The organism is Mycolicibacterium sp. XJ879 (genome assembly GCF_053483935.1).
The window spans coordinates 1-21,216 of record NZ_JBEFTH010000007.1 but is presented as its reverse complement, the minus strand read 5'-3'; the positions used below and the strand labels follow the sequence as shown (position 1 = coordinate 21,216).

The 21,216-nt window shown below is 66.0% G+C and carries 25 protein-coding genes and 1 riboswitch; of the genes, 12 read left to right on the top strand and 13 right to left on the bottom strand.

Features of this window, described 5'->3' with window-relative positions:
- Positions 1 to 37: 37 nt before the first annotated feature.
- A complete protein-coding gene (locus ABQF13_RS16550; protein WP_448393860.1) occupies positions 38 to 997 on the bottom strand; it encodes an esterase family protein in 960 nt (319 codons plus the stop codon).
- A 149-nt stretch (positions 998 to 1,146) separates the two neighbouring features.
- Entirely contained in the window at positions 1,147 to 1,428 is a 282-nt protein-coding gene (locus ABQF13_RS16545; protein ID WP_448393859.1) for a DUF732 domain-containing protein, read from the bottom strand.
- Positions 1,429 to 1,623: 195 nt separating this feature from the next.
- Here ABQF13_RS16545 and ABQF13_RS16540 point away from each other — a divergent pair, with 195 nt between their 5' ends.
- From ABQF13_RS16540 to ABQF13_RS16530, 3 genes are read left to right on the top strand one after another with little or no spacing between them, the layout of a single operon-like run.
- Positions 1,624 to 3,222: a threonine/serine exporter family protein gene (locus ABQF13_RS16540; protein WP_448393858.1), complete on the top strand. Its 1,599-nt coding sequence runs from the start codon at positions 1,624 to 1,626 to the stop codon at positions 3,220 to 3,222.
- Positions 3,223 to 3,271: 49 nt separating this feature from the next.
- Positions 3,272 to 3,739, top strand: a complete 468-nt coding sequence (locus ABQF13_RS16535; protein ID WP_448393857.1) for a hypothetical protein — start codon at positions 3,272 to 3,274, stop codon at positions 3,737 to 3,739.
- A 41-nt stretch (positions 3,740 to 3,780) separates the two neighbouring features.
- Positions 3,781 to 4,077 carry a putative quinol monooxygenase gene (locus tag ABQF13_RS16530; protein ID WP_448394076.1) on the top strand — a complete coding sequence of 99 codons (297 nt, stop codon included), beginning with the start codon at positions 3,781 to 3,783 and terminating at the stop codon, positions 4,075 to 4,077.
- Here the strand turns inward: ABQF13_RS16530 and ABQF13_RS16525 are convergent, their stop codons facing one another.
- Positions 4,078 to 4,716 (bottom strand): FKBP-type peptidyl-prolyl cis-trans isomerase, encoded by a 639-nt coding sequence (locus tag ABQF13_RS16525; protein ID WP_448393856.1) that lies wholly within the window; start codon positions 4,714 to 4,716, stop codon positions 4,078 to 4,080.
- Between the two features lie 589 nt (positions 4,717 to 5,305).
- Here ABQF13_RS16525 and ABQF13_RS16520 point away from each other — a divergent pair.
- Positions 5,306 to 6,280: a GGDEF domain-containing protein gene (locus ABQF13_RS16520; protein ID WP_448393855.1), complete on the top strand. Its 975-nt coding sequence runs from the start codon at positions 5,306 to 5,308 to the stop codon at positions 6,278 to 6,280.
- A 4-nt stretch (positions 6,281 to 6,284) separates the two neighbouring features.
- On the opposite strand, the gene ABQF13_RS16515 is transcribed toward ABQF13_RS16520, so the two are convergent.
- The 3 genes from ABQF13_RS16515 to ABQF13_RS16505 form a co-directional block, all read right to left on the bottom strand.
- Entirely contained in the window at positions 6,285 to 7,199 is a 915-nt protein-coding gene (locus ABQF13_RS16515) for an MBL fold metallo-hydrolase (protein WP_448393854.1), read from the bottom strand.
- A 79-nt stretch (positions 7,200 to 7,278) separates the two neighbouring features.
- Entirely contained in the window at positions 7,279 to 8,052 is a 774-nt protein-coding gene (locus ABQF13_RS16510) for a hypothetical protein (RefSeq protein ID WP_448393853.1), read from the bottom strand.
- Positions 8,053 to 8,092: 40 nt separating this feature from the next.
- Complete coding sequence (locus tag ABQF13_RS16505) at positions 8,093 to 8,833, bottom strand: alpha/beta fold hydrolase (RefSeq protein ID WP_448394075.1); 741 nt, start codon at positions 8,831 to 8,833, stop codon at positions 8,093 to 8,095.
- A gap of 293 nt (positions 8,834 to 9,126) precedes the next feature.
- A riboswitch (cobalamin riboswitch) is annotated at positions 9,127 to 9,316 on the top strand.
- 94 nt (positions 9,317 to 9,410) lie between these two features.
- Between ABQF13_RS16505 and ABQF13_RS16500 the strand changes: the two genes are divergently transcribed.
- From ABQF13_RS16500 to ABQF13_RS16490, 3 genes are read left to right on the top strand one after another with little or no spacing between them, the layout of a single operon-like run.
- Positions 9,411 to 10,451 (top strand): FecCD family ABC transporter permease, encoded by a 1,041-nt coding sequence (locus tag ABQF13_RS16500; RefSeq protein ID WP_448394074.1) that lies wholly within the window; start codon positions 9,411 to 9,413, stop codon positions 10,449 to 10,451.
- On the top strand, positions 10,448 to 11,251 hold the full coding sequence (locus ABQF13_RS16495; RefSeq protein WP_448393852.1) for an ABC transporter ATP-binding protein: 804 nt from the start codon (positions 10,448 to 10,450) through the stop codon (positions 11,249 to 11,251). The genes ABQF13_RS16500 and ABQF13_RS16495 overlap by 4 nt, the downstream gene beginning before the upstream one ends.
- Positions 11,248 to 12,321: an ABC transporter substrate-binding protein gene (locus tag ABQF13_RS16490; protein ID WP_448393851.1), complete on the top strand. Its 1,074-nt coding sequence runs from the start codon at positions 11,248 to 11,250 to the stop codon at positions 12,319 to 12,321. The genes ABQF13_RS16495 and ABQF13_RS16490 overlap by 4 nt, the downstream gene beginning before the upstream one ends.
- Positions 12,322 to 12,325: 4 nt before the next feature.
- Here the strand turns inward: ABQF13_RS16490 and ABQF13_RS16485 are convergent, their stop codons facing one another.
- Together ABQF13_RS16485 and ABQF13_RS16480 are read right to left on the bottom strand one after the other, a co-directional pair.
- A complete protein-coding gene (locus ABQF13_RS16485) occupies positions 12,326 to 12,745 on the bottom strand; it encodes a nitroreductase family deazaflavin-dependent oxidoreductase (RefSeq protein ID WP_448393850.1) in 420 nt (139 codons plus the stop codon).
- A 45-nt stretch (positions 12,746 to 12,790) separates the two neighbouring features.
- Positions 12,791 to 13,726, bottom strand: coding sequence for a lysophospholipid acyltransferase family protein (locus tag ABQF13_RS16480; RefSeq protein WP_448393849.1), 936 nt, complete (start codon positions 13,724 to 13,726; stop codon positions 12,791 to 12,793).
- A gap of 98 nt (positions 13,727 to 13,824) precedes the next feature.
- Here ABQF13_RS16480 and ABQF13_RS16475 point away from each other — a divergent pair, with 98 nt between their 5' ends.
- The 3 genes from ABQF13_RS16475 (at position 13,825) to ABQF13_RS16465 (ending at position 16,267) form a co-directional block, all read left to right on the top strand.
- Positions 13,825 to 14,298, top strand: coding sequence for an SRPBCC family protein (locus ABQF13_RS16475; RefSeq protein WP_448393848.1), 474 nt, complete (start codon positions 13,825 to 13,827; stop codon positions 14,296 to 14,298).
- Positions 14,299 to 14,366: 68 nt separating this feature from the next.
- Positions 14,367 to 15,746 (top strand): ABC1 kinase family protein, encoded by a 1,380-nt coding sequence (locus ABQF13_RS16470; protein WP_448393847.1) that lies wholly within the window; start codon positions 14,367 to 14,369, stop codon positions 15,744 to 15,746.
- On the top strand, positions 15,746 to 16,267 hold the full coding sequence (locus ABQF13_RS16465; RefSeq protein WP_448393846.1) for an MBOE_33420 family protein: 522 nt from the start codon (positions 15,746 to 15,748) through the stop codon (positions 16,265 to 16,267). The genes ABQF13_RS16470 and ABQF13_RS16465 overlap by 1 nt, the downstream gene beginning before the upstream one ends.
- Positions 16,268 to 16,288: 21 nt before the next feature.
- Here ABQF13_RS16465 and ABQF13_RS16460 read toward each other — a convergent pair whose 3' ends face one another.
- Positions 16,289 to 17,074 carry an SDR family NAD(P)-dependent oxidoreductase gene (locus tag ABQF13_RS16460; RefSeq protein ID WP_448393845.1) on the bottom strand — a complete coding sequence of 262 codons (786 nt, stop codon included), beginning with the start codon at positions 17,072 to 17,074 and terminating at the stop codon, positions 16,289 to 16,291.
- A 60-nt stretch (positions 17,075 to 17,134) separates the two neighbouring features.
- A complete protein-coding gene (locus ABQF13_RS16455; protein WP_448394073.1) occupies positions 17,135 to 17,917 on the bottom strand; it encodes a cutinase family protein in 783 nt (260 codons plus the stop codon).
- 211 nt (positions 17,918 to 18,128) lie between these two features.
- Here ABQF13_RS16455 and ABQF13_RS16450 point away from each other — a divergent pair, with 211 nt between their 5' ends.
- Both ABQF13_RS16450 and ABQF13_RS16445 read left to right on the top strand, forming a co-directional pair.
- Positions 18,129 to 19,052, top strand: a complete 924-nt coding sequence (locus ABQF13_RS16450) for an aromatic alcohol reductase (protein WP_448393844.1) — start codon at positions 18,129 to 18,131, stop codon at positions 19,050 to 19,052.
- Between the two features lie 52 nt (positions 19,053 to 19,104).
- Complete coding sequence (locus ABQF13_RS16445) at positions 19,105 to 19,251, top strand: hypothetical protein (RefSeq protein ID WP_448393843.1); 147 nt, start codon at positions 19,105 to 19,107, stop codon at positions 19,249 to 19,251.
- Here ABQF13_RS16445 and ABQF13_RS16440 read toward each other — a convergent pair.
- The 3 genes from ABQF13_RS16440 to ABQF13_RS16430 all read right to left on the bottom strand — a co-directional run.
- Positions 19,248 to 19,715, bottom strand: a complete 468-nt coding sequence (locus ABQF13_RS16440) for a MarR family winged helix-turn-helix transcriptional regulator (protein ID WP_448393842.1) — start codon at positions 19,713 to 19,715, stop codon at positions 19,248 to 19,250. The genes ABQF13_RS16445 and ABQF13_RS16440 overlap by 4 nt on opposite strands.
- Positions 19,716 to 19,803: 88 nt before the next feature.
- A complete protein-coding gene (locus ABQF13_RS16435; protein WP_448393841.1) occupies positions 19,804 to 20,691 on the bottom strand; it encodes a TIGR03619 family F420-dependent LLM class oxidoreductase in 888 nt (295 codons plus the stop codon).
- Between the two features lie 26 nt (positions 20,692 to 20,717).
- A partial coding sequence (locus ABQF13_RS16430; protein WP_448393840.1) for an NADPH-dependent F420 reductase occupies positions 20,718 to 21,216 on the bottom strand: 499 nt, incomplete at its 5' end.

Below are 21,216 nucleotides of genomic sequence, written 5' to 3'. Positions count from 1 at the left end.
CGGCTGCCGCTCCACAAATCGCAGGCCGGGTGACCTGTCAGGCGCCCAGTGTGCGCTGGATGTCGGGCTTCATGGCGTTGAGCTGCGAACCCCAGTAGCCCCAGCCGTGGGTGCCGTTGGCCGGGAAGTTGAACGTGCCGTTGGAACCGCCGGCGGCCTGGTACTGGCGCTGGAAGTTCTTGTTGCTGTCCAACGTGATGGTCTCGAGGAGCTGGCCGGCGATGTCGCCGCCGCCCCCGAGCTCGGACGGAATACCGTTGCCGGCGTACACCCAGATGCGGGTGCCGTTGCTCACCAGCCGTCCGACGTTGACGGTGGGGTCATTGCGCTGCCAAGCCGAACTGCCGGGGGGACCCCACATCGCCGTGGCGCTGAATCCGCCCGCGTCGCGCATCGCGACACCGACCAGCAGCGGCCAGATGCCCTCGGAGAGGTTCAGGAACCCCGACAGCGAAGCCGCATAGCGGAACTGGCCCGGGTGGTAGGCCGCCAGGATCAACGCCGCACTGCCCGACATCGACAGACCCACCACCGCGTTACCGGTGGGGGAGATCCCCTTGTTGGCTGCCAGATACGCGGGCAGCTCGGAGGTCAGGAACGTCTCCCACTGGTAGGTGTGGGTGCCGCCGTTGCCGACCGCAGGACTCTGCCAGTTGGTGTAGAAGCTCGACATGCCGCCGACCGGCATGACAACCGACAGCCCGGACTCGAAATAGCTCTCGAACGCGGCTGTCTCGATATCCCAGCCGCTGTTGTCGTCGCGGGCACGCAACCCGTCGAGCAGATAGACCGCATGGGGTCCGCCGCCCTGGAACTTGACCGGGATGTCGCGGCCCATGGCCGCCGACGGCACCATCAGCGTTTCGACGGGAAGGCCGGGACGCGAGTAGGCCGACGCGGTGGCTGTCGTGCCCGTCACGGCGGCAAGGCCCGGCAGGACCAAAGCGACCATCGCACCGACGAGCAGGCGTCGCACGAAACTGGATAAGAACGTCATATTTGTGAACCTCGCGAAATGCCGCACGGGGACGGCGGTGCCTGGATGACGCGGAAGTGCGCCGATGCTTGACGCCTGCCGCGGTCAGCGGACTGCTGCACACCATTTGTCGGCGTGAGCCGTTCGGGTGTTACGCCGTCTTCTCGAGGTCAGCAGCTCAGTTCGCCGACAGCCGCGCTGACGATATCGCCCGCGGCGGGAATCGACACGCCGAGATCCTCACGCACCATCATGGCCGCATCCGAACTCGGCATGCCCTGGCCAACGACATTGCAGATTTTGTGGCCTTCAGCAATCAACTGTTCGGCCGTCAGGTATGGGTACCGGCTTTGCAGTTGGCGCAGGTATTCATCTTGGTCCGCCGCAGCCTGCGGCGCGAAAATCACCGAAGCGGCGAACAATACGATCAGCGCGCGCGCGAATTGCACCACACAATCACCTCCGAATAAGGGCCCCCGAACGCCACATACCAACCGCATCGGGTAATACATGTCACAGTCACAGCGTCGAGCTGCTTCGTAGGTCTAACTGTATTCGGCGCTCGCGCTTTGTCGAATCGACCCTCGCGACACGGGTGGCGTTATCGGGTCTGCGGAAGCCGGAAGTCGTCAGTATCCTCCTGATAAATGGCGCACGATCGTTTCGGCGGGACCGCCCGCTTCCGCCGTGGAGTGCAAATCGCGCTTCGCGGACGTCGCGACCCCGCACCCGTCGCCGGTCAACGTAGCCGCGCCACCAGCGGGGTGGGCGATATCCACACCCGCAAGGTTCTCGACCTGACGATCCGGCTCGCCGAGGTGATGCTGTCCTCGGGTTCGGGCACCGCGGATGTCGTCGCGACGGCCCAGGACGTCGCCCGGGCATATCGCCTCACCGACTGCGTGGTCGACATCTTCGTCACCACCGTCATCGTGTCGGCACTGCCAACCGCGGAGAGCCCGCCGCTGACCATTGTGCGCAGCGTGCGGGCCCGGTCGACCGACTACACCCGGTTGGGCGAGCTCGACCGGCTGGTGCAGCGCATCACCTCGGGTGGTGTGAGCGTCGAACAGGCCCATGAGGCCATGGACGAACTGACTGAGCGGCCGCACCCTTACCCGCGGTGGCTGGCGACGGCGGGCTGGGCGGGCTTCGCCCTCGGTATCGCCATGCTGCTCGGCGGCACCTGGCTCACCTGCCTGTTGGCCGCCGCCACGTCGGCGGTCATCGATCAAGTGGGCAGGCAGCTCAACCGAATCGGCACCCCGTTCTTCTTCCAACACGCGATCGGCGCGACGATCGCGACGTTGGTGGCGGTAGCGGCCTACTACTACGCCGGCCAGGGGCCGACCACGCTGGTGGCGACCGGCATCGTGATGTTGCTGTCCGGCATGACGTTCGTCGGGGCCATGCAGGACGCGGTGACCGGGTACATGCTCACCTCCGTCGCCCGGCTCGGTGAAGCCGTGTTGCTCACTGCAGGCATTGTCGTGGGGATTCTCGTTGGACTTCAGATCGGCACCATGGCGGGCGTCACGATCGAGTTGCATGTCGACGCGACGGAATCGTTCGTCACGCCGCACGGGGCGCTGCCGATCTTCCTCGCGGTGTTCGGCGCCGGGCTGGCGGGTGCGTCCCTGACGGTGACGAGCTATGCGCCGTTGCGGGCCATCGGCACCGCCGGGGTCGCGGCAGCGGCTGCGGAAGTGGTGTTGATCGGGCTCGGGACCGCTGGGTTCGGCCAGGTGTTCGCCAGCGGTGTCGCAGCCGTCGGCGTCGGCATCATCGCGACCGTGATCTCGATCCGGCGGCAGGCGCCCGCACTGGTGACGGCAACCGCGGGCATCATGCCGATGCTGCCTGGGCTTGCGGTGTTCCGGGCGGTGTTCTCCTTCGCTGTCGACGGCAACTTCGACAACGGGTTGCGCCAGATGATGGCCGCGGTCGCCACAGCGCTTGCGCTGGGCAGCGGCGTGGTGCTCGGCGAGTTCTTGGGTTCGCCGCTGCGGTACCGCGCAGGACGGATCGGCAACTTCTTACGTAAGGAGGGGCTGCCCGGCCTGCGCCGCGCTATCGGGCCGGTCGTACACCTGCAGCCGGCCGAAGCTGACCAAGCGGCGGGCAGCCACCGACCGTCGTCCCGAAGCGTCGCGCTGGAACCGCCCAAGTCCGACGAAGCCGACGACGACGATGAGGAAGAACCCGAACCTTCCGACGGCCGAGACGACGAGGCCAAGGACCCGTAGCGGCGTAACCGACAAGACGCCGCGCGCGTTACGGGCTAGCCTTACTCGGGTGACGAAGCGACGACGCGGCATGCGGTCCGCCACGGCAGTGCGGTTCGCGGCTGCGGGCGCGATGATCCTCGGCGGTGCGCTGGCCGCGGCCGGCCAGGCCGGCGCCGACCCCGTGCTCCCCATCCCGGCCGATCCGGGGGCGCCCAACCCGCCAGCGCCGCCGCCCGTCGGTGCGCCGCCCGTTCCAGAGATCGCACCGGTCTACGGCCAAGGACAGTCGCCGGGCCAGTTCGGCTTCCTGCGGGATCTTTGGCACACCTTCCACAGCGGCAACCCGCTGGCCGCGCTGACCGCGCCGTCTGCCGTCGCACCCGGTCCGCCGCCAGGGGCTGGGCCACCGCCGCCGTTGCCGCCGGGGCACATCTCGCTGACGGCCCCGGAGTCATCGACGCCGCCGGCGGAAGTCGCGGGGCCGCCGGTCCCTGTCGCGCCGGCACCGATCGAGCATCTGCCGCCGACGCCGTAACCGACCGATGAGCCGTGCGCCTTCGGGGTGTCTATATGGGCATGATCATCGTCGCCGGACATATCACCGTGAATCCCGCCCAGCGCGAGGGCTACCTCGCAACCTGCATGAGCGTTGTCGAACAGGGCCGTCGTGCACCTGGGTGTCTGGACTTCGCAATCACCGCCGACCTGATCGACCCCGGTCGCGTCAACGTCTTCGAGCGGTGGGAGTCGCGATCCGCGGTCGAAGCCTTCCGCGGCAGCGGACCCGATAACGACCACGGCGCAGCGATTATTTCGGCATCGGTCGCCGAATACGAAGTCGCCGATGCCCGCTCGTTGTTCGGGCCGGGTTGATCAGTTGGCGGCGTCGAGGATCTTGATCGCGAAAACGAGGGAGTCGCCGGGCTGGATACCCGCGGCGGGCTGGCCTTGCGGGTAGCCGTCCTCCGATGTCATCGCGACACCGACGGTGGATCCGACCGTCTGTCCCGCGATGGCTTTCTGGAAGCCCGGCACCACCCCGGTGAGCGGGAAGTCCACCGGGGCGCCGCGCTCGTAGCTGTTGTCGAACACGGTGCCGTCACGACCGTTGACGCCCATGTAGCAGACCAACACCGTGGCGGAGTCTGCGACCACCGGCCCTTCACCGGCCTGCAGCGTCTGCACCTGCGTCTCGGACACGCTGAACGGTGCGGTCACGTCGATCTTCGGCGCCGTCGTATCGGTGGATCCAGTGACTGCGACGCTGCCCGTGTCGCCGGTCAGGTTCCATTCAGCAGTGCCGGCGGCATCCGGCGGCGCAGACGGGCAAGCGCTGGCCGCTGCGGGCGGCGCCGATTCGGTGACGGAGGGTGCGACGAGTTCGTCGATAGACGGAGCACTGGTAGTTGTGGCTGTGGTTTCGGCATCGGAGCCACATGCGGCGAGCGTCATCGCGAAGGTCGCGGCGCAAGCCGCGATGACGACGGACGAGGGCCTACGGGAGAAGTTCACGCTGCGTCACGCTACAGCAGGGCCCCGTGTACTCATGGTTGCCGCGGTGACGGCGTGGGGATCCCTTCGCGCGTAACCGGGCCGGTCACTGTTTCGGCTAACGAGGCCGCTGCCGTACCTCGGCCCCTCCGCGAATTGCAGGAGCAATTTGCTGCCTATGACTGCTATGCGCATTGCAATAGAGCCCAAGAACTATTGAGGCTTTAAAGAGACCGGGTTGACGTCGGGTTACCGGCTATGCAACCGGCGTTTCCGCGCGAAGCCGACACTTGAGTTCATATGGAAATCGACGTTGCTGAAACCGATGGTCAGCGCATTTTAGTTGATGTGCCACCAACTAGACCGAACTCTTCTAATGTAAACTTCGCGAGCTTCTTCTTTGGCTGTGTCGTCGAACAAGATTAGCGCCGCTGATGTGGAATAACGGTCTCGTGCATCGGGAAACGCGGGGGTGGGGATGGTCCGCTGGGCCGCGCGATTGTGGAAGCAACAGGACCAATATGACTGGCTCAGCGCATACCTGAACGAGCGGGGACTCCAGAAGTTCTGGCGATACGCGACGTCCGCCTTCACGCTTGTGTTCGCTGCCTTGCCCATCCTGTTGCTGTGGAGTCCGGCCGGCCCCAACCACACCGCGACCACCGTCGTCGCCATCCTTGCCGTAGGAGTCGGCGTCGGCGGTGCACTGCTGTGGTTGCTGCGCTGGCCCACCCGGCGGCAGTCAGTGGTGTATTCCATTTCGGCCGGCATTGCGATCGGCGCAATGGCTCTTTCGATGTCCAACCCGTACACGGGTTTGATGGGGTGCACGATCTTCGCCGTCATCGGCGGTGTCGTCGCCTACTTCCACACCAGCGGCCTCACGATGGTCAACCTGGGCTTCGCCATGGTGTGCGCGACCATCCTCTCGTACCGGCTCATCGCCACCAGCGGCGACGTCGCGCTGGCGGTCGCGTCGTTCCTCACGGTCGGAGCGCTGAACATCGGTGTGCCCTTTGGGATCCAGTCGTTGATGCAGACGTTGCGAACCGACCTGCGCGGTTCCGACCGCGATTCGCTCACCGGGTTGCACAATCGGCGGTCGTTCCACAACACGGTCTATGAACTGATGATGCTCGATCGACCCCGTACGGGAATGTATCTCGTCATGGCGATGGTCGACCTCGACAACTTCAAGCAACTCAACGACACCCTCGGCCACGCCGCGGGTGATGAGGCCTTGGTGATGGTGAGCGCGACGCTTCAGGAGAACTGCCGCGCCACAGCGGTCATCTGTCGGCTCGGGGGAGAGGAGTTTTTGGTCGCCGACCTCGATGACAGCCCGAACCCAGCCAAGATGGCCGAGCGACTGCGCGGAGCTATCGCCAGAATCCCGTTTTCGGTGACTGCGAGTATCGGCACCGCGGGCGCACCGCTTGATGGCTACTCGCCCAGAGACAACCTCCAACTAATCGATGCGCTGATCCGCACTTCGGACCTGGCGATGTATGAGGCCAAACGCGCTGGCGGCAACCGCGTCTGCCACCATCCGACGCTGGTATCCGTCGACCGCGAAACAAACTGAGCGGTCAGTAATCCCAGACGGCAGGTACACACCGAAACACGTCGCCTGCATATGCCACCCGGCAAACCGACGGGAACGGCAGGTGAGTGGCCACCATCGACTCGCCGGTCGCCGCCAACTCGCGCAACAGGCCGACCCGCACCCGCACCGACTCCTCAGGATCGTGCTCAAAGCCGTTGTGCCACTCGGGGTTATCGAAACCTGGTGCGAACACAGCGTCGCCGGCGAATGTCAGTCGCTCGCCGCCGGAGGCGAGGCGGACAATGCTGTGTCCCGGAGTGTGGCCTCCCGTACGAGACACGAGCACACCCGGCGCCACTTCGTACTCGGACTCGAACGTTCGCAGCTGGCCGCGGTACTCGTCCAGGAACTGCGCGGCGACCCGCCGGAGCACGTCCGGCACTGGCTGAGGCATATCGGTCCGGGAGAAATCGGGCGCCTCCCAGAACTCGGCCTCGAGGCTCGCCACGTGAATCTGCAGATCCGGGCGAAGCCGCTCCTTCAACCCTTCGGTGAGCAGGCCGCCGACGTGATCCATGTGTAAATGGGTGAGCACCACGTCGGTCACGCTTGCGGGATCGATCCCGGCGGCCGCCATCCGCCGGCCCAACTGCCCGGCCCGCGGAAAGTCCGGAAACTCCAAGCCCAGCCCGGCGTCGACGAGGATGGTCCGCTGGCCGCTGCGCACCACGACCACGTTCAGCGGCCAGTCGAGCACATCCGGTGGCAGAAACCTGTCGTTCAGCCAACCTTCGAACTCGACTGCGTCGGCGTTGGTCGCCATCGTCTTGCTGGTGATCGGCAATACTCCGTCGCTGATCACCAACACCTCGATGTCGCCGACCGCCACCGCATATCGCGAGGGCACCAACTCGTCGAGCCCTTGGGTACCGAAGTGGGAAACGTTGTCCAAGCTCATGGTTCTCCTCCTGAGCGCCTTGTCCCGAAGACATGGGATTGCCCTGTCTTTCCCGTAGAACGCGCCGCAGTGCGAGGAGTTATCCAGAGGGGGCGGTGACCACGAGTTCGTGGTCACCGGTGGCCCAGGCGGATTCGAACACATCGATGCTGACCTGCTCGCCGCGCGTGTCGTCGCTGCCGCTGTCGCCGAGATAGACCGCGTCGTTGTCGAAATCGATGGCCGCGACGGTGATCATGTGACCGCAGTTGGTCCGGTCGCCTTCGGTGTCCCAGATGATGCGGGAGTTCACGCACACCATCGCCTGTTGCCCGTTGCCGAGATAGCCGGCCAGCGCGTCGATGCCGGTGTCGAACCCGCCGTCGGCGGCTTCGGCGTCGTTGGTGTAATCCGCGTCGATCCCGTAGTGCTCCAGGAGGAGCAGCAGATCGGTCGAGCAGGTGCCGTGGCCGACGCCGCCGTCGCTGGGATCGACACTCTCGTCGTACACCGGTTCGCCTGGTGAGCACTGGCTTGGCGTGGCGGCTGCAAGGTCGATGATCTCGCGTTCGGTGGGGGCAGTACCGGTGACTTCACCGACGACCATGCGGGTGGCCATCAGACCGCAGTCGCTCTCGCTCTGCTGCGCCCAGAACCGGGTGGCGGCCCCGGGGTCTCCGTAGACGCCGCCGAGGATTGCGGTGTCGTCGTCCTCGGTGTCGTCTTGAATCGCATCGACGCTTCGCGGGGTACGCGGTTCGTCGTGCCCGCGACAGGTGAACGTCGGCGTTTCCGGCGCGGCTACCGCAGCCTCCGGCGGGGCTGCCGCAGGTTCTGTCGTGCCCCCGCAGGCGACGCCGGCTACGACCGCCAATCCGGCGATAACCGTGGCTATGAACCTGATTCGGGCTGGTTCACCTCTTCGGCGCAGTGCCACCCCGTGAAATTAGCAGATAGTTGTCCCGGCTAAGCACTTTTACGGTGTTCGATCGCGAACTGACGGATACACGCATTGATCTCGTCAGGGATCTCGGCTGGCAAGGCGTGGGACGCGGTGGGCCAGAGGTGATATCGCCACGCCGGCACCACGGACTGCATCCGTCGAATTCCCTTTCTGAATCGTGAACGGTGTTGCCCGCCAGAAGAACTTGGACCGGGATAGATACTGAACGCAACAGACGGTCGCTGGGGAAGCGCAGCGCTGGTGTGCGCACGGGTGGAGCGAAGGCCGCGAATCCTGCCGTGAACAACCGGGCAAGCGTATCGATGGAGCTGCCCGGTGTGGGGTGGCCCGCAATCCATGCCGCGGCTCTTCCGGCTCGCACGGAACGTGGGCGCGACATTATGAGCGCAAGACTTCGCCAGAACGTTGCAGAAGTCCGCGCCACCGTGCTGGCCGGATCAACCAGTGTCACGGTCGCCAGCCGACCGGGCGCACGCGCCGCAGTGTGGGTGGCGAGCCAACCGCCGTACGAATGCCCGACGAGGTGTACTGCACGCAGTCTCAGCCCCTCGAGGACTTCGTCGATGCTGCGTGCGCAATCTGCGGGAGCGAACATCGTTTTCGACTGAATGCTTGCCCCGGGTTGGCCCAACATATCCAACGTGTAAACGGTGAAATCGCTTGCCAACCCCGCGACTTGCTCCCACCACATCGCCGACGTCAGGAAAAAGCCGTGTATCAGCACGACGGGTATGCCGTCGGCCGGCCCGTGCTGGTATACCCGAACGGTGCCGAACCTGGTTGGAACGTCGTGTACGACATTCGGTGGCGGGCTCAGCGCCCGTAACTCGTCATACGCTGCCAGATAGTGCCTGCGCGCGTCGGCGCACTTGAACCCGCCGTCAGCTAAGCCCAGCAAGAACACCTCCTGCCGACGCGGCAATGCACGATCGAGCCACGGTAACGCTCAACAAATCCTTCTTACCGCAAAATCGCCATGAGGTAGCCTCAGCCGTTGAGAACGGTCACATCCGTGTATGCGGGTGTCAGGGAATCCGGTGGGAATCCGGAACTGGCGCGCAGCGGTATGGGGGACGGGCTCGACATTAGTCACTGGGAGGCCACTGGAATCCTGGGAAGGCGTCGAGTCCGGACGATCCCGAGTCCGAAGACCTGCCGTTCTCACTTGTGTCCACCGGTATCTCGCGCTCGGATACCCCGGCATATTGAGGCAAGTTCTCGACGTGACTGTCACCGAGAAGACACTTCGTCGCACCGGCGCGACGCCCGTGCCGACGGTGCGACGTGTCTCGGTTGTCGCACTGACCACGGTGCTCGCGATCCTCACGGCGGTGAGCATCGTCGTCTCGGTCGCCTTCGGCGCCGAGCAGATTCCGCTAGGTGACGTGTGGCGCACCGTCATCGGCCGCTTCACCGGCGCAACCGTCGAGACGGGATACGACGTCATCGTCTGGGATCTGCGCTTGCCGCGCTCGGTGCTGGCGGCGATCGTCGGCGCGGGTCTGGCGCTGGCCGGCGCGCTGATGCAGGCCCTGGTCCGCAACCCGCTGGCCGAACCGTATCTGCTGGGCGTCTCGGCGGGTGCGGCGGTGGGCGCGACGGCAGTGATGACGCTGGGCGCGCTGGCCGGGCTGGGGATATGGGCGTTGTCCGGCGGTGCGCTGATGGGCGCGCTGGTCGCGACGCTGACCGTCTATCTGGTGGCGCGCGCCCAGGGCGGGCTCACCGCGCTGCGCCTGATCCTGTCCGGCGTGGTGCTGTCGTCGGCGTTCATGGCGTTGTCGTCGCTGCTGGTGTTCACGGCGGGCGATCCGCACGCCGCCGAAAGCGTGATGTTCTGGCTGCTCGGCAGCGTCGCCGGTGCGACGTGGGCGAAGGTGCCGCTCGCCGGTGCGGTGGTGCTGATCTCGTTCATCGGGGCGCTGCTGATCCATTCGTGGCTCGACGCCTACGCCGCAGGCGCCGACACGGCCACCTCCCTCGGCGTGCCGGTACCCGCCCTGCGCAACGCACTGTTCCTGATCCAGGCGGTTCTGGTCGGCGTGCTGGTCGCCGTTTCCGGCGGCATCGGGTTCGTCGGGCTCATCGTGCCGCACGCCGCGCGGCTGGTGGTGGGGGCAACCCATCGCGCGATGCTGCCGGTCGCCGTCTGCACCGGGGCGTTGTTTCTGGTGTGGGTCGACGTGATCTCGCGCGAGATGGCAGCACCGCGGGAGATGCCGCTGGGCATCGTCACCGGTCTGATCGGCGCACCGGTGTTCCTGTTCCTGATGGGGCGCCGCCGCTACGAGTTCGGAAACAGCACATGAGTGCGGCCGCGATGTGCGCGCAGGGCTTCGAGTGTCGCCGCGGTGGCAGAACCGTGGTGGCCGGTGTGGATCTGGCGATTCCCGCCGGCACCCGGTTGGCGGTGGTCGGGCCGAACGGCTCAGGTAAGACCACGCTGCTGCGTGTCCTGTCGGGCTTGGACGCGCCGGCGTCCGGGGCGATCCGGGTCGACGGGGAAGATCTGCACCGCATGCCCGCCCGGCGCCGGGCCCACACGATCGCGGTGGTCGGGCAGGAGGAGCGGCCTTCGGGTGAGCTCACGGTCGCCGAAGCCGTCGGGCTGGGGCGGACCCCGTACCGCAATCCGTGGTCGGGCGCGGGGCTGGGAGAGCAGGGCATCATCGACGACGCGCTGGACGCCGTTGGGCTGCGCGGATGGGGCGATCGGTCGTGCTCACAACTCTCCGGTGGTGAGCGCCACCGCGTCGTGCTTGCGCGGGCGCTGGCTCAGCGCACATCGGTACTCGTACTCGACGAACCCACCAACCACCTCGATGCCGCTTGGCGGCTGAGGTTCATGCGGATCCTCGATGACCTCGAATGCACGGTCGTCGCCGCGATGCACGACCTCGACCTCGTACTACGGCATTTCGACGCGGTCGCCGTCGTCGCCGGCGGGACCCTCTTCGCGCACGGGCCACCCACCGAGGTGCTGAACTCGCGGCTGTTGTGGGAGGTGTTCGACGTTGCCGGTGACGTCGTCGCCCATCCCACGACGGGCCGTAGCCATCTCCTGCTCACCCACGCCGATCCGGCATTCAACGAATCACGAGGAATATGACAGTGGCACAACACCTTCGGGTCAGCCTGGCCCTTTCCGCACTGTTGGTGGGCTTGAGCACCGCGTGCGGGTCGCCGACCGACGCGTCTTCTCCCGCCGACACGGTGACCGTCACCAACTGCGGTGAGGAGGTCACCTACGAGCAGCCGCTGGAGCGATTGTTTGTCAACGACGGCGGAATGATCGCGATCGCATTGGCCGCCGGCGCGCGTGAGCAGATGACCGCGGTAAGTTCCATGGCCCGCGACGTGGACGTACTGCGACTCGAATACGGTTCGCAGGTCGACGATCTCAACGAAGTGGCGCCGGCACAACCGACCCTGGAGAACATCGTCGGCGCGCAGCCGCAGGTGCTTTTCGCCGGGTTCAATTACGGCATGGGGGAGGCACGGGGGATCACGCCGGAAATCCTTGCGACACACGGCATTGACGTCTACCAGCTGTCGGAGGCATGCCGCCAGATCGAGGGGGAGGCCAAGCGCGGCACCATGGACCCGTGGGTCGCGCTTGACACCGACCTGCGCAACATCGGCACCATCACCGGAAACGCCGAGCAGGGCGCGCGAGCGGCCGACGATATCGTCGCGAGGCTGCAAACCTTGCGTGCCGCACCGCAACCCGAGCAGAAGCCGACCGTCTTCCTCTTCGACAGCGGCAAGGACACCATATTCTCGTCCGGCGCGTTCGGCGGGCCCCAGGGCATCATCGACGCTGCCGGGGCCCGTAACGCCACCGAAGATGTCCAGGACACCTGGACGACGGTGAGCTGGGAACGGATCACCACCGCCGATCCCGACCTGATCGTGTTCGTCGACTACCCGGGCCAGACGGCCGAGGAGAAGATTGCAGCGTTGAAGAGCAACCCGGCGAGCCGGAACCTCAGGGCGGTCCGTGAGAACCGGTTCATCAACCTGCCCTACGCCATGTGGGTGTCCAGCCCGCTGAACATCGACGCCGCGGAGACGCTGCGATCAGTGCTCGAAAAGCACGGTCTTGCACCACAATCGGGTATCACGCCGAGCCTTGACGTGGCACAGCTCGATCTTCCGGGCAACGATTGGTTGAAGTGACCTTCTAGGTGCGGTTGAGTGCGAGCACGGGGATGGTGCGGATGCCGGCGGTTTTCTGCTCGTACTCGCCGAAGCCGGGATAGCGGCGGGCTTGTTCGCCGTAGATGCGGTCGCGGTCGGCACCGGAGATCTCGGTGACGCTGACGTCATAGGTTTCGGTGCCGACCTCGACGCGCGCGGTGCCGGCTGACGTGAGGTTGTAGTACCAGGCGGGATGCGTCGGGGCGCCCGCCTTGGAGGCGAACACGTAGATGGTGTCGGGATCGTCGTCGTCGGGCAGGTACATCGTGGGCGTGACGTTCTGCTTACCGGTCTTGCGGCCGGTGTGGTGGATGAGGACCATCGGAGCGCCTTCGAAGTTGCCGCCGACCCGGCCGTCGTTTGCGCGGAACTCATTGATTATCTGCGTGTTCCAGTCACTCATCGTGTTGACATTACGCCGACCGGCCCTACCCGGCCAGATCGGGGCTCAGCCGAACAGCGGCAGGGTGCGTTTGCGAGCCAGTGCGTCCATCCCGCGCTGGATGCTGGCTTGTACCTCGCGGTACTTTTGCTGCACGTAATCGTCGTCGTCAGCGCGGGCCGGATCGTGATCGACGTCCACGGCAGGCATTAGCCGCGTACGAATCTTCGCCGGCAACGGGATCTGCGGCAATGCGGCAGGCGCGATGCCCCAAGGCAGCGACACGGCGACCGGGAACACCTTGAGCCGCAACACCTTGTCCAACCGCAACGCACGCGACATTCGATCGCCGCGGATCAGCACCGGCATAGCGTCAGAACCTCCGACCGTCGCGATCGGCACGATCGGCACGCCGGCTTTGATCGCCATGCGCACGAACCCAGCTCGGCCGGCGAGATTGGCGACGTCCCGTTCGACCCACGGCTGCAGCGAGTCGACCTCCCCGCCGGGCCACACCGCAACGTCGCGTCCTTCGGCCAGTGCGGTCGCCATCGAGTCCGGTGCGGCCGGCAACACGCCCATCGCGCGGAAGTAGCGACCGATCAACGGGATCGCCATCAGCGCGTCGTGGGCGGTGCCGTGCAGGGTGCGCTCCTGACCGAACCGGCGCCACCATTGCACGCCGACGGTCCAGGCATCCCACACGAACGGAGCACCGGAGTGGATGCCGACGAGTAGCACCGGCGGATCGGGCAGGTTCTCCCACCCGTCGAATTCCATCCGGAACCAGTGGTCGACCAGGAAGTTCCACAGGTATTTCTGGCGCTGCATGGTCGCCTCGTCCTGCCCGCCCAGGTCCCACTCTGCGGCTCGTTCGCTGAACCAACCACTGACGCCACCGTCGGTGTCGGCACGCCGCTGCGCCATCGTGCTGCGGGCCTGCTCAGCGTGCTGCTCCGCCTGCCGGCGGATGGCGTCGGGACGGGTATCGGCGTTGGGCATGACAACCGGGTACCCACGATGTGGGTGCAGTCACACCCACGCTCAGCGCTGATCGAGTGCGTCGATGAGTTTGCGATTCGTCGTTGGTCCGTACCTGCATGGCACACGAAAATATGAGCACCAACCGGATCGTCAACGCCACGCCCGACACCGTGTTCGCGGTGCTGGCTGACCCGACCACCCACCAGGAGATCGACGGCACCGGCTGGGTACGGGAGTCACTCGATAGAAAACAGCTGAGTGAGGTCGGACAGGTCTTTCGGATGGCGATGTACCACTCGAACTTTGGCGGCATGCATTACGAGATGGCCAACCGGATCACGGTGTTTGAACCGCCGCGTGCCATCGCGTGGCTGCCGGGTCAGGGTGATGACGATGCCGAACTCGAGATCGGCGGCTGGTTCTGGCGCTACGACCTCGAGCCGGTCGGCGATGACCGGGCGAAGGTCACCCTGACCTACGACTGGTCGGCGGTGCCTGCGGCGATTCGGCAAAACATCGAGTTCCCGCCGTTTGACGGCCAGCACCTGGACAATTCGCTCGAGCACCTCGCCGATCTGGCCGAAAAATAGCTCGGGGACGCCTACGCCGGCTAATGGTGTGCGACTCTTAGCCTGTGGTGGATGTTCCGCGGAGAACGGTGCGTCGTGGCGCGAAGTTGGCGGGCCTGCCGGTGCGCGCCGCCGGCCGAGCGGTGCTCGGCTGGGGGCAACGGCTGGCCGGCGGCGATGCGGACCTGATCGCTGAGCAGTGGTCAGCGCGCAGTGCCGAGCAGGTATTCGCCGTGCTGGGCGAACTCAAGGGCGGCGCGATGAAATTCGGCCAGGCCATGAGCATCTTTGAGGCGGCCATCCCGGAGCAATACGCGGCCCCGTACCGAGACGCGTTGACGAGACTTCAGGCGGCCGCGCCACCGATCACGGCGGATCGGATCCACCGCGTGCTGGCGGAGCAACTGGGGACACGGTGGCGCGAGCGATTCGGCGCGTTCGACGACGCGCCGGTCGCGGCGGCCAGCATCGGGCAGGTGCATCGGGCGCTGTGGCACGACGGCCGCTCGGTGGCGGTCAAGGTGCAGTATCCGGGTGCCGACGTCGCGTTGATGTCGGACTTGCGTCAACTCAGACGATTCAGCCGACTGATCGAGCCGTTGTTCTCTGGGCTCGCGGTGCGACCGATGATCGATGAGTTGTCGGCACGGATGGCCGACGAACTTGATTATCGCCATGAGGCAGACAATCAGCGCGCGTTCGCCGCGGCGTTCGCGGACGACCCGCAATTCCTGGTGCCCAAAGTGGTCGCGTCGGCGCCGAAGGTACTGGTCACCGAATGGGTGAGCGGGCAACCGATTTCAGATCTGATTAGAACCGGCGATCAAGACACCAAGAACCACGCGGCCAGGTTGCTTTTCGAGCTCGGCGCCGCTTCGATGGCGCGGCTCGGCGCCATTCATGCCGACCCGCATCCCGGCAATTACCAACTCGACCCGGACGGCCGGCTGGTCGTGGTCGACTTCGGCTCAGTGGCCCCTGCCGATCGTTCGGCGCTGGTGTTCCTGGACAGCATCCGGCTGGCCGAGGTCGCCGAATCCGTGCAACTGGCCGACATGGCCGATCCGGAGCTGCAGGCGCTGGTGTTGTCCGAAATCAACGACGAGCTGAGCGGTCTGGGGTTCAGCGGTTCGAACACCCAGATCGACCCCGAGGATGTGCAGTCCTTTTTCGGCCCGTTCATCGAACCGGCTCTGGCGCAGTCGTTCCGGTTCAACCGGCATTGGATGCAGCAGCTGGCCCCGCGCGTGCCGGGGTTGGCGCGCGGCCAGGACTTTCTCGACGGCGCCGTGCTGACCATCCCTCCAGAGCACGCACTGATGTTTCGCACCATCGCCGGCATCGTGGGAGTGGCGTGCCAGCTCGAGGCCGAGGTGGCATTGCGCGACATCATCACCCGCTGGTATCCCGACTTCGAAAACCCGAAGATTCCCCCGAAACTCGCCGATGCATTGGGGATCGACTCCTGATGAGACGTGGGTCGATCGGCATCACGACGACGGTGTGCGCGTGCGTCGCGCTCGTCGTTTCGCCGGTCGCTGGGGCCGATCGCATCGAGCCGCCACCGATATATGGCTACTACAGCGCGGTCATCGACTTCGCGAAGCAGACGTTCAATGGCATGCCGACACCAATGGATTCGGTCAGCTTTCCCGTCGAGTTCACCACCCACTGCGACGTCAACGGCTGTATTCCGCGCTGGGACAACACCCCCGACCACGACCGTAACCCAGGCGCTCCGTTGGTATTCGAGTACAGATGGAACAACAACCGTTGGGAAACAACCGGCGAGTATCCGTACTTCTGTGATCGCAATGACCCGCGCAGCGCAGTGCCATCCACGCGGTCCGACTACCTGATCCCGAACCCTGACGGCAGCTACTTCGGCGAGCGGACGCTCACCACCCATGGAACGGGCTGCCCAGGGGAGGGGCCGGGGACCCATCGGGTGCCGATATCCCTGACACCCATCGACCCGCCGCCGCAGTAGGTGCGGGTTGACCGTCCGGCGCTAGAACTTGAGATAGCCGCCGTCGATACGCAGCACGTCGCCAGTGTGATAGCGGCTCGCCGCACTGGCCAGATAAACGGCCACCCCGCCGACGTCGTCGGGGGCGCCCCAGCGGCGCAGCGGAACCCGTGGCAGTACCCGCTCGCGGAACCGCTCGTCGTTCAGGCCTTCCGAGGTCATATCGGTGTCGAACCAACCCGGCGCCACGGTGTTGGCGCGGATTCCGTAACGGGCCAGCTCGGCCGCCATGCTGTCGATCAGCGAGGCGACACCGGCCTTGGAGGCCGCGTACGCGGGCTGGCGCGGCATCCCCTGAAACGCCCCGAGGCTGGACACCGCGACCAGGCTGCCGCCGCGGCCGGCCTCGATCATCTGGCGGGCTGCTTCGCGCAGCGTGACGAACACGCCGTCGAGGTCGACGCGCGTGACGTCCCGGAACGCCTCTAGCGACGTCTCCAGCACTGGAGTGAACCCGCCGCGCACCCCGGCGTTGGCGAAACACGAGTCCAGGTAACCGAATTCGCTACGGATCCGCGCCATGGCCGCGGCGGCGGCGTCCTCGTCAGTGACGTCGCAGACGACTGCCAGCACAGGTCGGCCGTGGCGGCGGAGCTGTTCGGCGGCAGAGTCCAGTCGGGAGGCGCTGCGCCCGAGGATGGCCACGGAGGCGCCCGCGCGGGCCAGGCCGTCGGCGAATCCCAAGCCGATGCCGGAGCCGCCGCCGGTGACGACCGCGACGTGGCCGGACAGATCGAAGGGGTTGGTGGTGGCTGATGGTTCGGTCACGGGCTGACCGTACGCAGACGTGGGGCACGCAGGCGCGGGAGGTCCCGTTACCCGCGCGTCCTACTGGTGACCCGCCATATTCGATTTCGCGGTATTCCACCCGGTCGCAGGCGCGGGCGCGGGCGCGGACAGCTGACCGATCACGAAGTCGGCCGCTTGGTCGGCCATCCCGTTCACCTTGTACGCGCTGTGGGCGGAGCGATTCAGTCCGCCGGGGTAGCACACCGGATCGCCGGGTGCACACAGTTGTATCGCCTTGTTGACGTAGAGGTCTCCGATGGTGATCGGCGGCGCGGAGCGGTCGGCCAGGCCCAGAACCCAATCGTCTGGCGTCCCGAAGAGCACCACTGCGGCAACGTGGGGCGCAACCGACGTGGGCATCGGCCCGGACAGGCCGGCAGGCAGATTGATTCCGGCCGGCACGACGCTGGAGGTCGCGTACCCGGCCACCGCCGCGCCCTGCGAGTAGCCGCCGAGCACGATCTTCGTCGCCGGGCACTGCGTGGCGATCGACTCGATCCTGTTCACTGCGTCCGCGACACCGTCGGCCGCCTGACCGAAAGCTAACGACGCGGGGTAATTCACCCCGTAGACCTCAATGGCTTGTCCGGGCAGACGAGCATTGAGTGCATCGACGAACGCTTGGCCGGTTGCCCCGACGCCAGGTGGTTCCAGCGTGCCGCGGGCAAAAACCACTTCTACTGCGGCACAGGAGTCGTCAGCGGCGAAGGCGCTGGCAGCGGGGACGGTGAGCATTCCGGCAATGGCAGCCATCCATGCCAGAATCAGGACGTTTGCGGATCGCGCGACTGCGCCGAAGACGGCCGGCCGTGATGTCCTCATCGATCGTCTCCATCCTCCGGTGAGCGCCACGCCAGTCCGTTCCGCTGTCGTCAGCTAAAAGCCGCGCGGGCCCACCGAGATTCCGTCGACGTCAAGTGATCTGGCTCACCTGCCTGTGCACGGCACTACCTCGACGGTCGGGAATGCTGCGTCGCGGCGGGTTGTTGTCGCGACCGTTCGCATACGCCAACTGATCAGCGCCGGAGGAATTATGGCGTCACAGCAATCACCACATGGGGGAGAGATCCTCGTCATCGGAGCCGGCGAACTCGGCGGCAACGTTGTCGCCGCACTGACTCATCGGGACGACGCACCGCCGGTGACTGTGCTGCTGCGGCCGTCGGGCACAGCCCGGCATGCGCAGCTGCGCGATGAGTTCGCGGCCCGCGGCGTCGGAATCGTAGAGGCCGACGTTGCGACGGCGTCGGCGGCTGAGTTTTCGACAGTGCTGAGACAGTTCCACACGGTGGTGAGCTGCATCGGATTCGCGGCGGGGGCGGGAACCCAACGCAAGATCACCGAGGCCGCGCTGGCGGCGCGGGTTCCGCGATACCTCCCGTGGCAGTTCGGCGTCGACTACGACGCCATCGGACGCGGCAGCCCTCACGACCTGTTCGACGAACAACTCGACGTGCGCGACATGCTGCGCGCCCAGAGCACCACCGAATGGGTGATCGTGTCGACCGGCATGTTCACCAGCTTCCTGTTCGAACCAGACTTCGGCGTCGTCGACCTCACCACCAATACCGTTAATGCGCTTGGCAGTTGGGACACCGAAGTCACCGTCACCACTCCGGAGGACATCGGTGTACTCACCGCGGAGATCATCCAGACCCGCCCGCGTATCGCGAACCAGGTCGTCTACGTCGCCGGCGACACGATCACCTACCGCGAACTCGCCGAGATCGTCGAACGGACCACGGGAGCCCAGGTCATCCGCAATGAATGGACCGTTGCGCAGCTACTGCACGACCTCGACCGAAACCCCGACGACGCACTACGGAAGTACCGCGCGGTGTTCGCTGAGGGCGAGGGCGTGGCGTGGCCAAAGGCCGGTACGTTCAACGCCATCCGCGGCATCCCGACGACGACCACTGAACAGTGGGCGCGCAAACACCTCAGCGCGAGACATTAGTTAGGGCTGGGAATATCGCCTCACGCCGCCCGGGCAGGGGGAGAATTGCTGCATGTCGACCGCGCTCTGGATCGTCGTTGCCCTATTCGCCGTGGGGACGGTGGTGGGCGGACTGATGCGGATGCAGGCGTGGTTGCGTAAGCCGGTACCGCCTGAAGTGATCGAGGCCGCGCACCGCGATGACGCCGAGGACGATTAGCCGGGGGAGTCGTGGTCTGTGGCCAGGTGCTGCAGGATTCGTTCGTTGAGGGTGGCGAGCGTGTCGAGTTCGGCCGGGGTGAACAGGTCGATGAAGTTCCGGCGGACGTCCTCGACGTGTCCGGGCGCGGCCTTCTCGATGGCGGCGCGGCCGGCCGGCAGCAGGCAGACCATGGTGCTGCGGGCGTCGTCGGGGTTGGGCTCGCGAACGATGAGCCCGTCCTTCTGCATACGTCGCACCTGGTGGGAGAGACGGCTTTTCTCCCAGCTCAGCGCGTTGCCCAGGCGGCGGGCCGACATGCGATTGCCGTCGTGAGCCGAGAGTGCCGCCAGCACCTCGTAGTCGGCCCCGGACAGCCCCGACTGCTGCAGGCGCCGGCTCAGGTGGGCCTCGAGCTGTTGATGCGCGTATACGAATGCTTGCCAGGCGCGGCCTTCAGCAGGGCTCAGCCAGTTCGGTTCCATCGGCATCATGTTACGCCGAATGGTTGATGTATCATCCAAGGAGGTGCGTCGGGCGTGCCGACGAAGGCCAGCCTGGCGTCCCTTGCCGTCAAGCCGTCCGACGAATGTCCCATGTGGTGGTTACCTGGCTGGCGAAGTCGAGCAGTTGCTCAAGGCTGCGGAACAGCGGGATGGCATCCACGATCGCCTCGTCGACACCGTCGGCCGCGAAGCGTTCGATCTTGTCGACCACCGCATCAATGGACGTGCCGGGTTCGAGGCTGATTCGCATGGCCGTCTTCAGCGCGTCAGGATCGCGGCCGGCTTCTTGCGCCGCACGGCGCGCAATCGGCCACAGCCGGTCGGAATCCTGCAGGCCCTCGACGCCGAGCCAGCCGGTGCCGATGCGGCCGACCCGACGCATCGCGGCCTCGCTGGCACCGCCGATCCAGATGGGCGGACCGCCGGCCTGGACCGGGCGCAGGTCGACATGGACCGGCGGCAGCGAGAAGAATTCGCTGTCCCAGGACACCGGAGTGGTCGTCCACCACTTCTGCAGGAATGCCAGCACGTCGTCGAGCATCCGCCCGCGGCGGCGCCTGTCGGCACCGCGGGCGATGTCATGTTCGTCCTTCATCCAGCCGACTCCCACGCCAACGTCGAGGCGGCCGTCGCTGAGCACATCGAGCGTTGTCAGTTGCCGAGCCAAATGTGTTGGCTCGTAGTAGAACGTGCTGAGCGTGCTGGCGTTGAGTCGCACGCGGCTGGTCGCTGTGGCGGCGACCGTCCACAGCAGCACCGGATCGAGGTAGCGGGTCATCTGCGGCGGCGGCTTTTTACCCGGATAGGTGGACTGCATGTTCACCGGCGTGACCAGTCGATCGCCGACCCACAGCGTGTCACAACCAAGGTCCTCGAGCCCTCGGCAGAACGCGCTGAGGCCAACGGCGCTGGTGATGGCCGGGCCGATGATGGGAATGACGAAACCAAGCTTCATCGTGTCCTCCGCTGGCTTTCTGCGGCTCAGCCGGGAACTTTGGTGACACCGAGGGCGATGTCGAAGTTCCCCGCGCCATAGCGGGCGACGCCCATGAGGACCAGGCCCGCTCCCTCTAGCCAGTGCGCCATTTTCAAGCCACCGACGTCCAGCGGGCGTAGCCCGACGCTCTCGATGAACTTCGACACGTGTGCTTTGGCTTGCGTGTCGTCGCCGGCGAAGAACACATCGAGTGTCTGGCCTTTCTCCAGGACGTGACCGAAGACGGTGTTGAATGCCTTCACCACGTTGGCGTCGGCCGGGGCCGCCTTGGCGACTTCCTGTGCGACCGAGGTGCTTTCGGGGATGGCGAGCCCGTCTGCCGTGGCATTGAAGGGGTTGGTGATGTCGACGATGATCTTGCCGGCCAGTGCGTCCCCGAACTGGCTGACGATTGGTGCGGCGCTGTCGAACAGCACGGCGAGGATGACGATGTCGCCGGCTGGGGCGGAGCCCCACGTTCCGGTCGTGACACCCTTGCCTAGC

Excerpts from the sequence above, each read along its gene's own strand:
- ABQF13_RS16440 (WP_448393842.1), bottom strand. The coding sequence starts at position 19,715 with ATGGAACCGAACTGGCTGAGCCCTGCTGAAGGCCGCGCCTGGCAAGCA.
- ABQF13_RS16455 (WP_448394073.1), bottom strand. The coding sequence starts at position 17,917 with ATGAGGACATCACGGCCGGCCGTCTTCGGCGCAGTCGCGCGATCCGCA.
- ABQF13_RS16490 (WP_448393851.1), top strand. The coding sequence starts at position 11,248 with ATGACAGTGGCACAACACCTTCGGGTCAGCCTGGCCCTTTCCGCACTG.
- ABQF13_RS16495 (WP_448393852.1), top strand. The coding sequence starts at position 10,448 with ATGAGTGCGGCCGCGATGTGCGCGCAGGGCTTCGAGTGTCGCCGCGGT.
- ABQF13_RS16445 (WP_448393843.1), top strand. The coding sequence starts at position 19,105 with ATGTCGACCGCGCTCTGGATCGTCGTTGCCCTATTCGCCGTGGGGACG.
- ABQF13_RS16480 (WP_448393849.1), bottom strand. The coding sequence starts at position 13,726 with ATGCCCAACGCCGATACCCGTCCCGACGCCATCCGCCGGCAGGCGGAG.
- ABQF13_RS16550 (WP_448393860.1), bottom strand. The coding sequence starts at position 997 with ATGACGTTCTTATCCAGTTTCGTGCGACGCCTGCTCGTCGGTGCGATG.
- ABQF13_RS16435 (WP_448393841.1), bottom strand. The coding sequence starts at position 20,691 with ATGAAGCTTGGTTTCGTCATTCCCATCATCGGCCCGGCCATCACCAGC.
- ABQF13_RS16465 (WP_448393846.1), top strand. The coding sequence starts at position 15,746 with ATGAGACGTGGGTCGATCGGCATCACGACGACGGTGTGCGCGTGCGTC.
- ABQF13_RS16515 (WP_448393854.1), bottom strand. The coding sequence starts at position 7,199 with ATGAGCTTGGACAACGTTTCCCACTTCGGTACCCAAGGGCTCGACGAG.
- ABQF13_RS16530 (WP_448394076.1), top strand. The coding sequence starts at position 3,781 with ATGATCATCGTCGCCGGACATATCACCGTGAATCCCGCCCAGCGCGAG.
- ABQF13_RS16450 (WP_448393844.1), top strand. The coding sequence starts at position 18,129 with ATGGCGTCACAGCAATCACCACATGGGGGAGAGATCCTCGTCATCGGA.
- ABQF13_RS16505 (WP_448394075.1), bottom strand. The coding sequence starts at position 8,833 with ATGTGGTGGGAGCAAGTCGCGGGGTTGGCAAGCGATTTCACCGTTTAC.
- ABQF13_RS16540 (WP_448393858.1), top strand. The coding sequence starts at position 1,624 with ATGGCGCACGATCGTTTCGGCGGGACCGCCCGCTTCCGCCGTGGAGTG.
- ABQF13_RS16475 (WP_448393848.1), top strand. The coding sequence starts at position 13,825 with ATGGCACACGAAAATATGAGCACCAACCGGATCGTCAACGCCACGCCC.
- ABQF13_RS16485 (WP_448393850.1), bottom strand. The coding sequence starts at position 12,745 with ATGAGTGACTGGAACACGCAGATAATCAATGAGTTCCGCGCAAACGAC.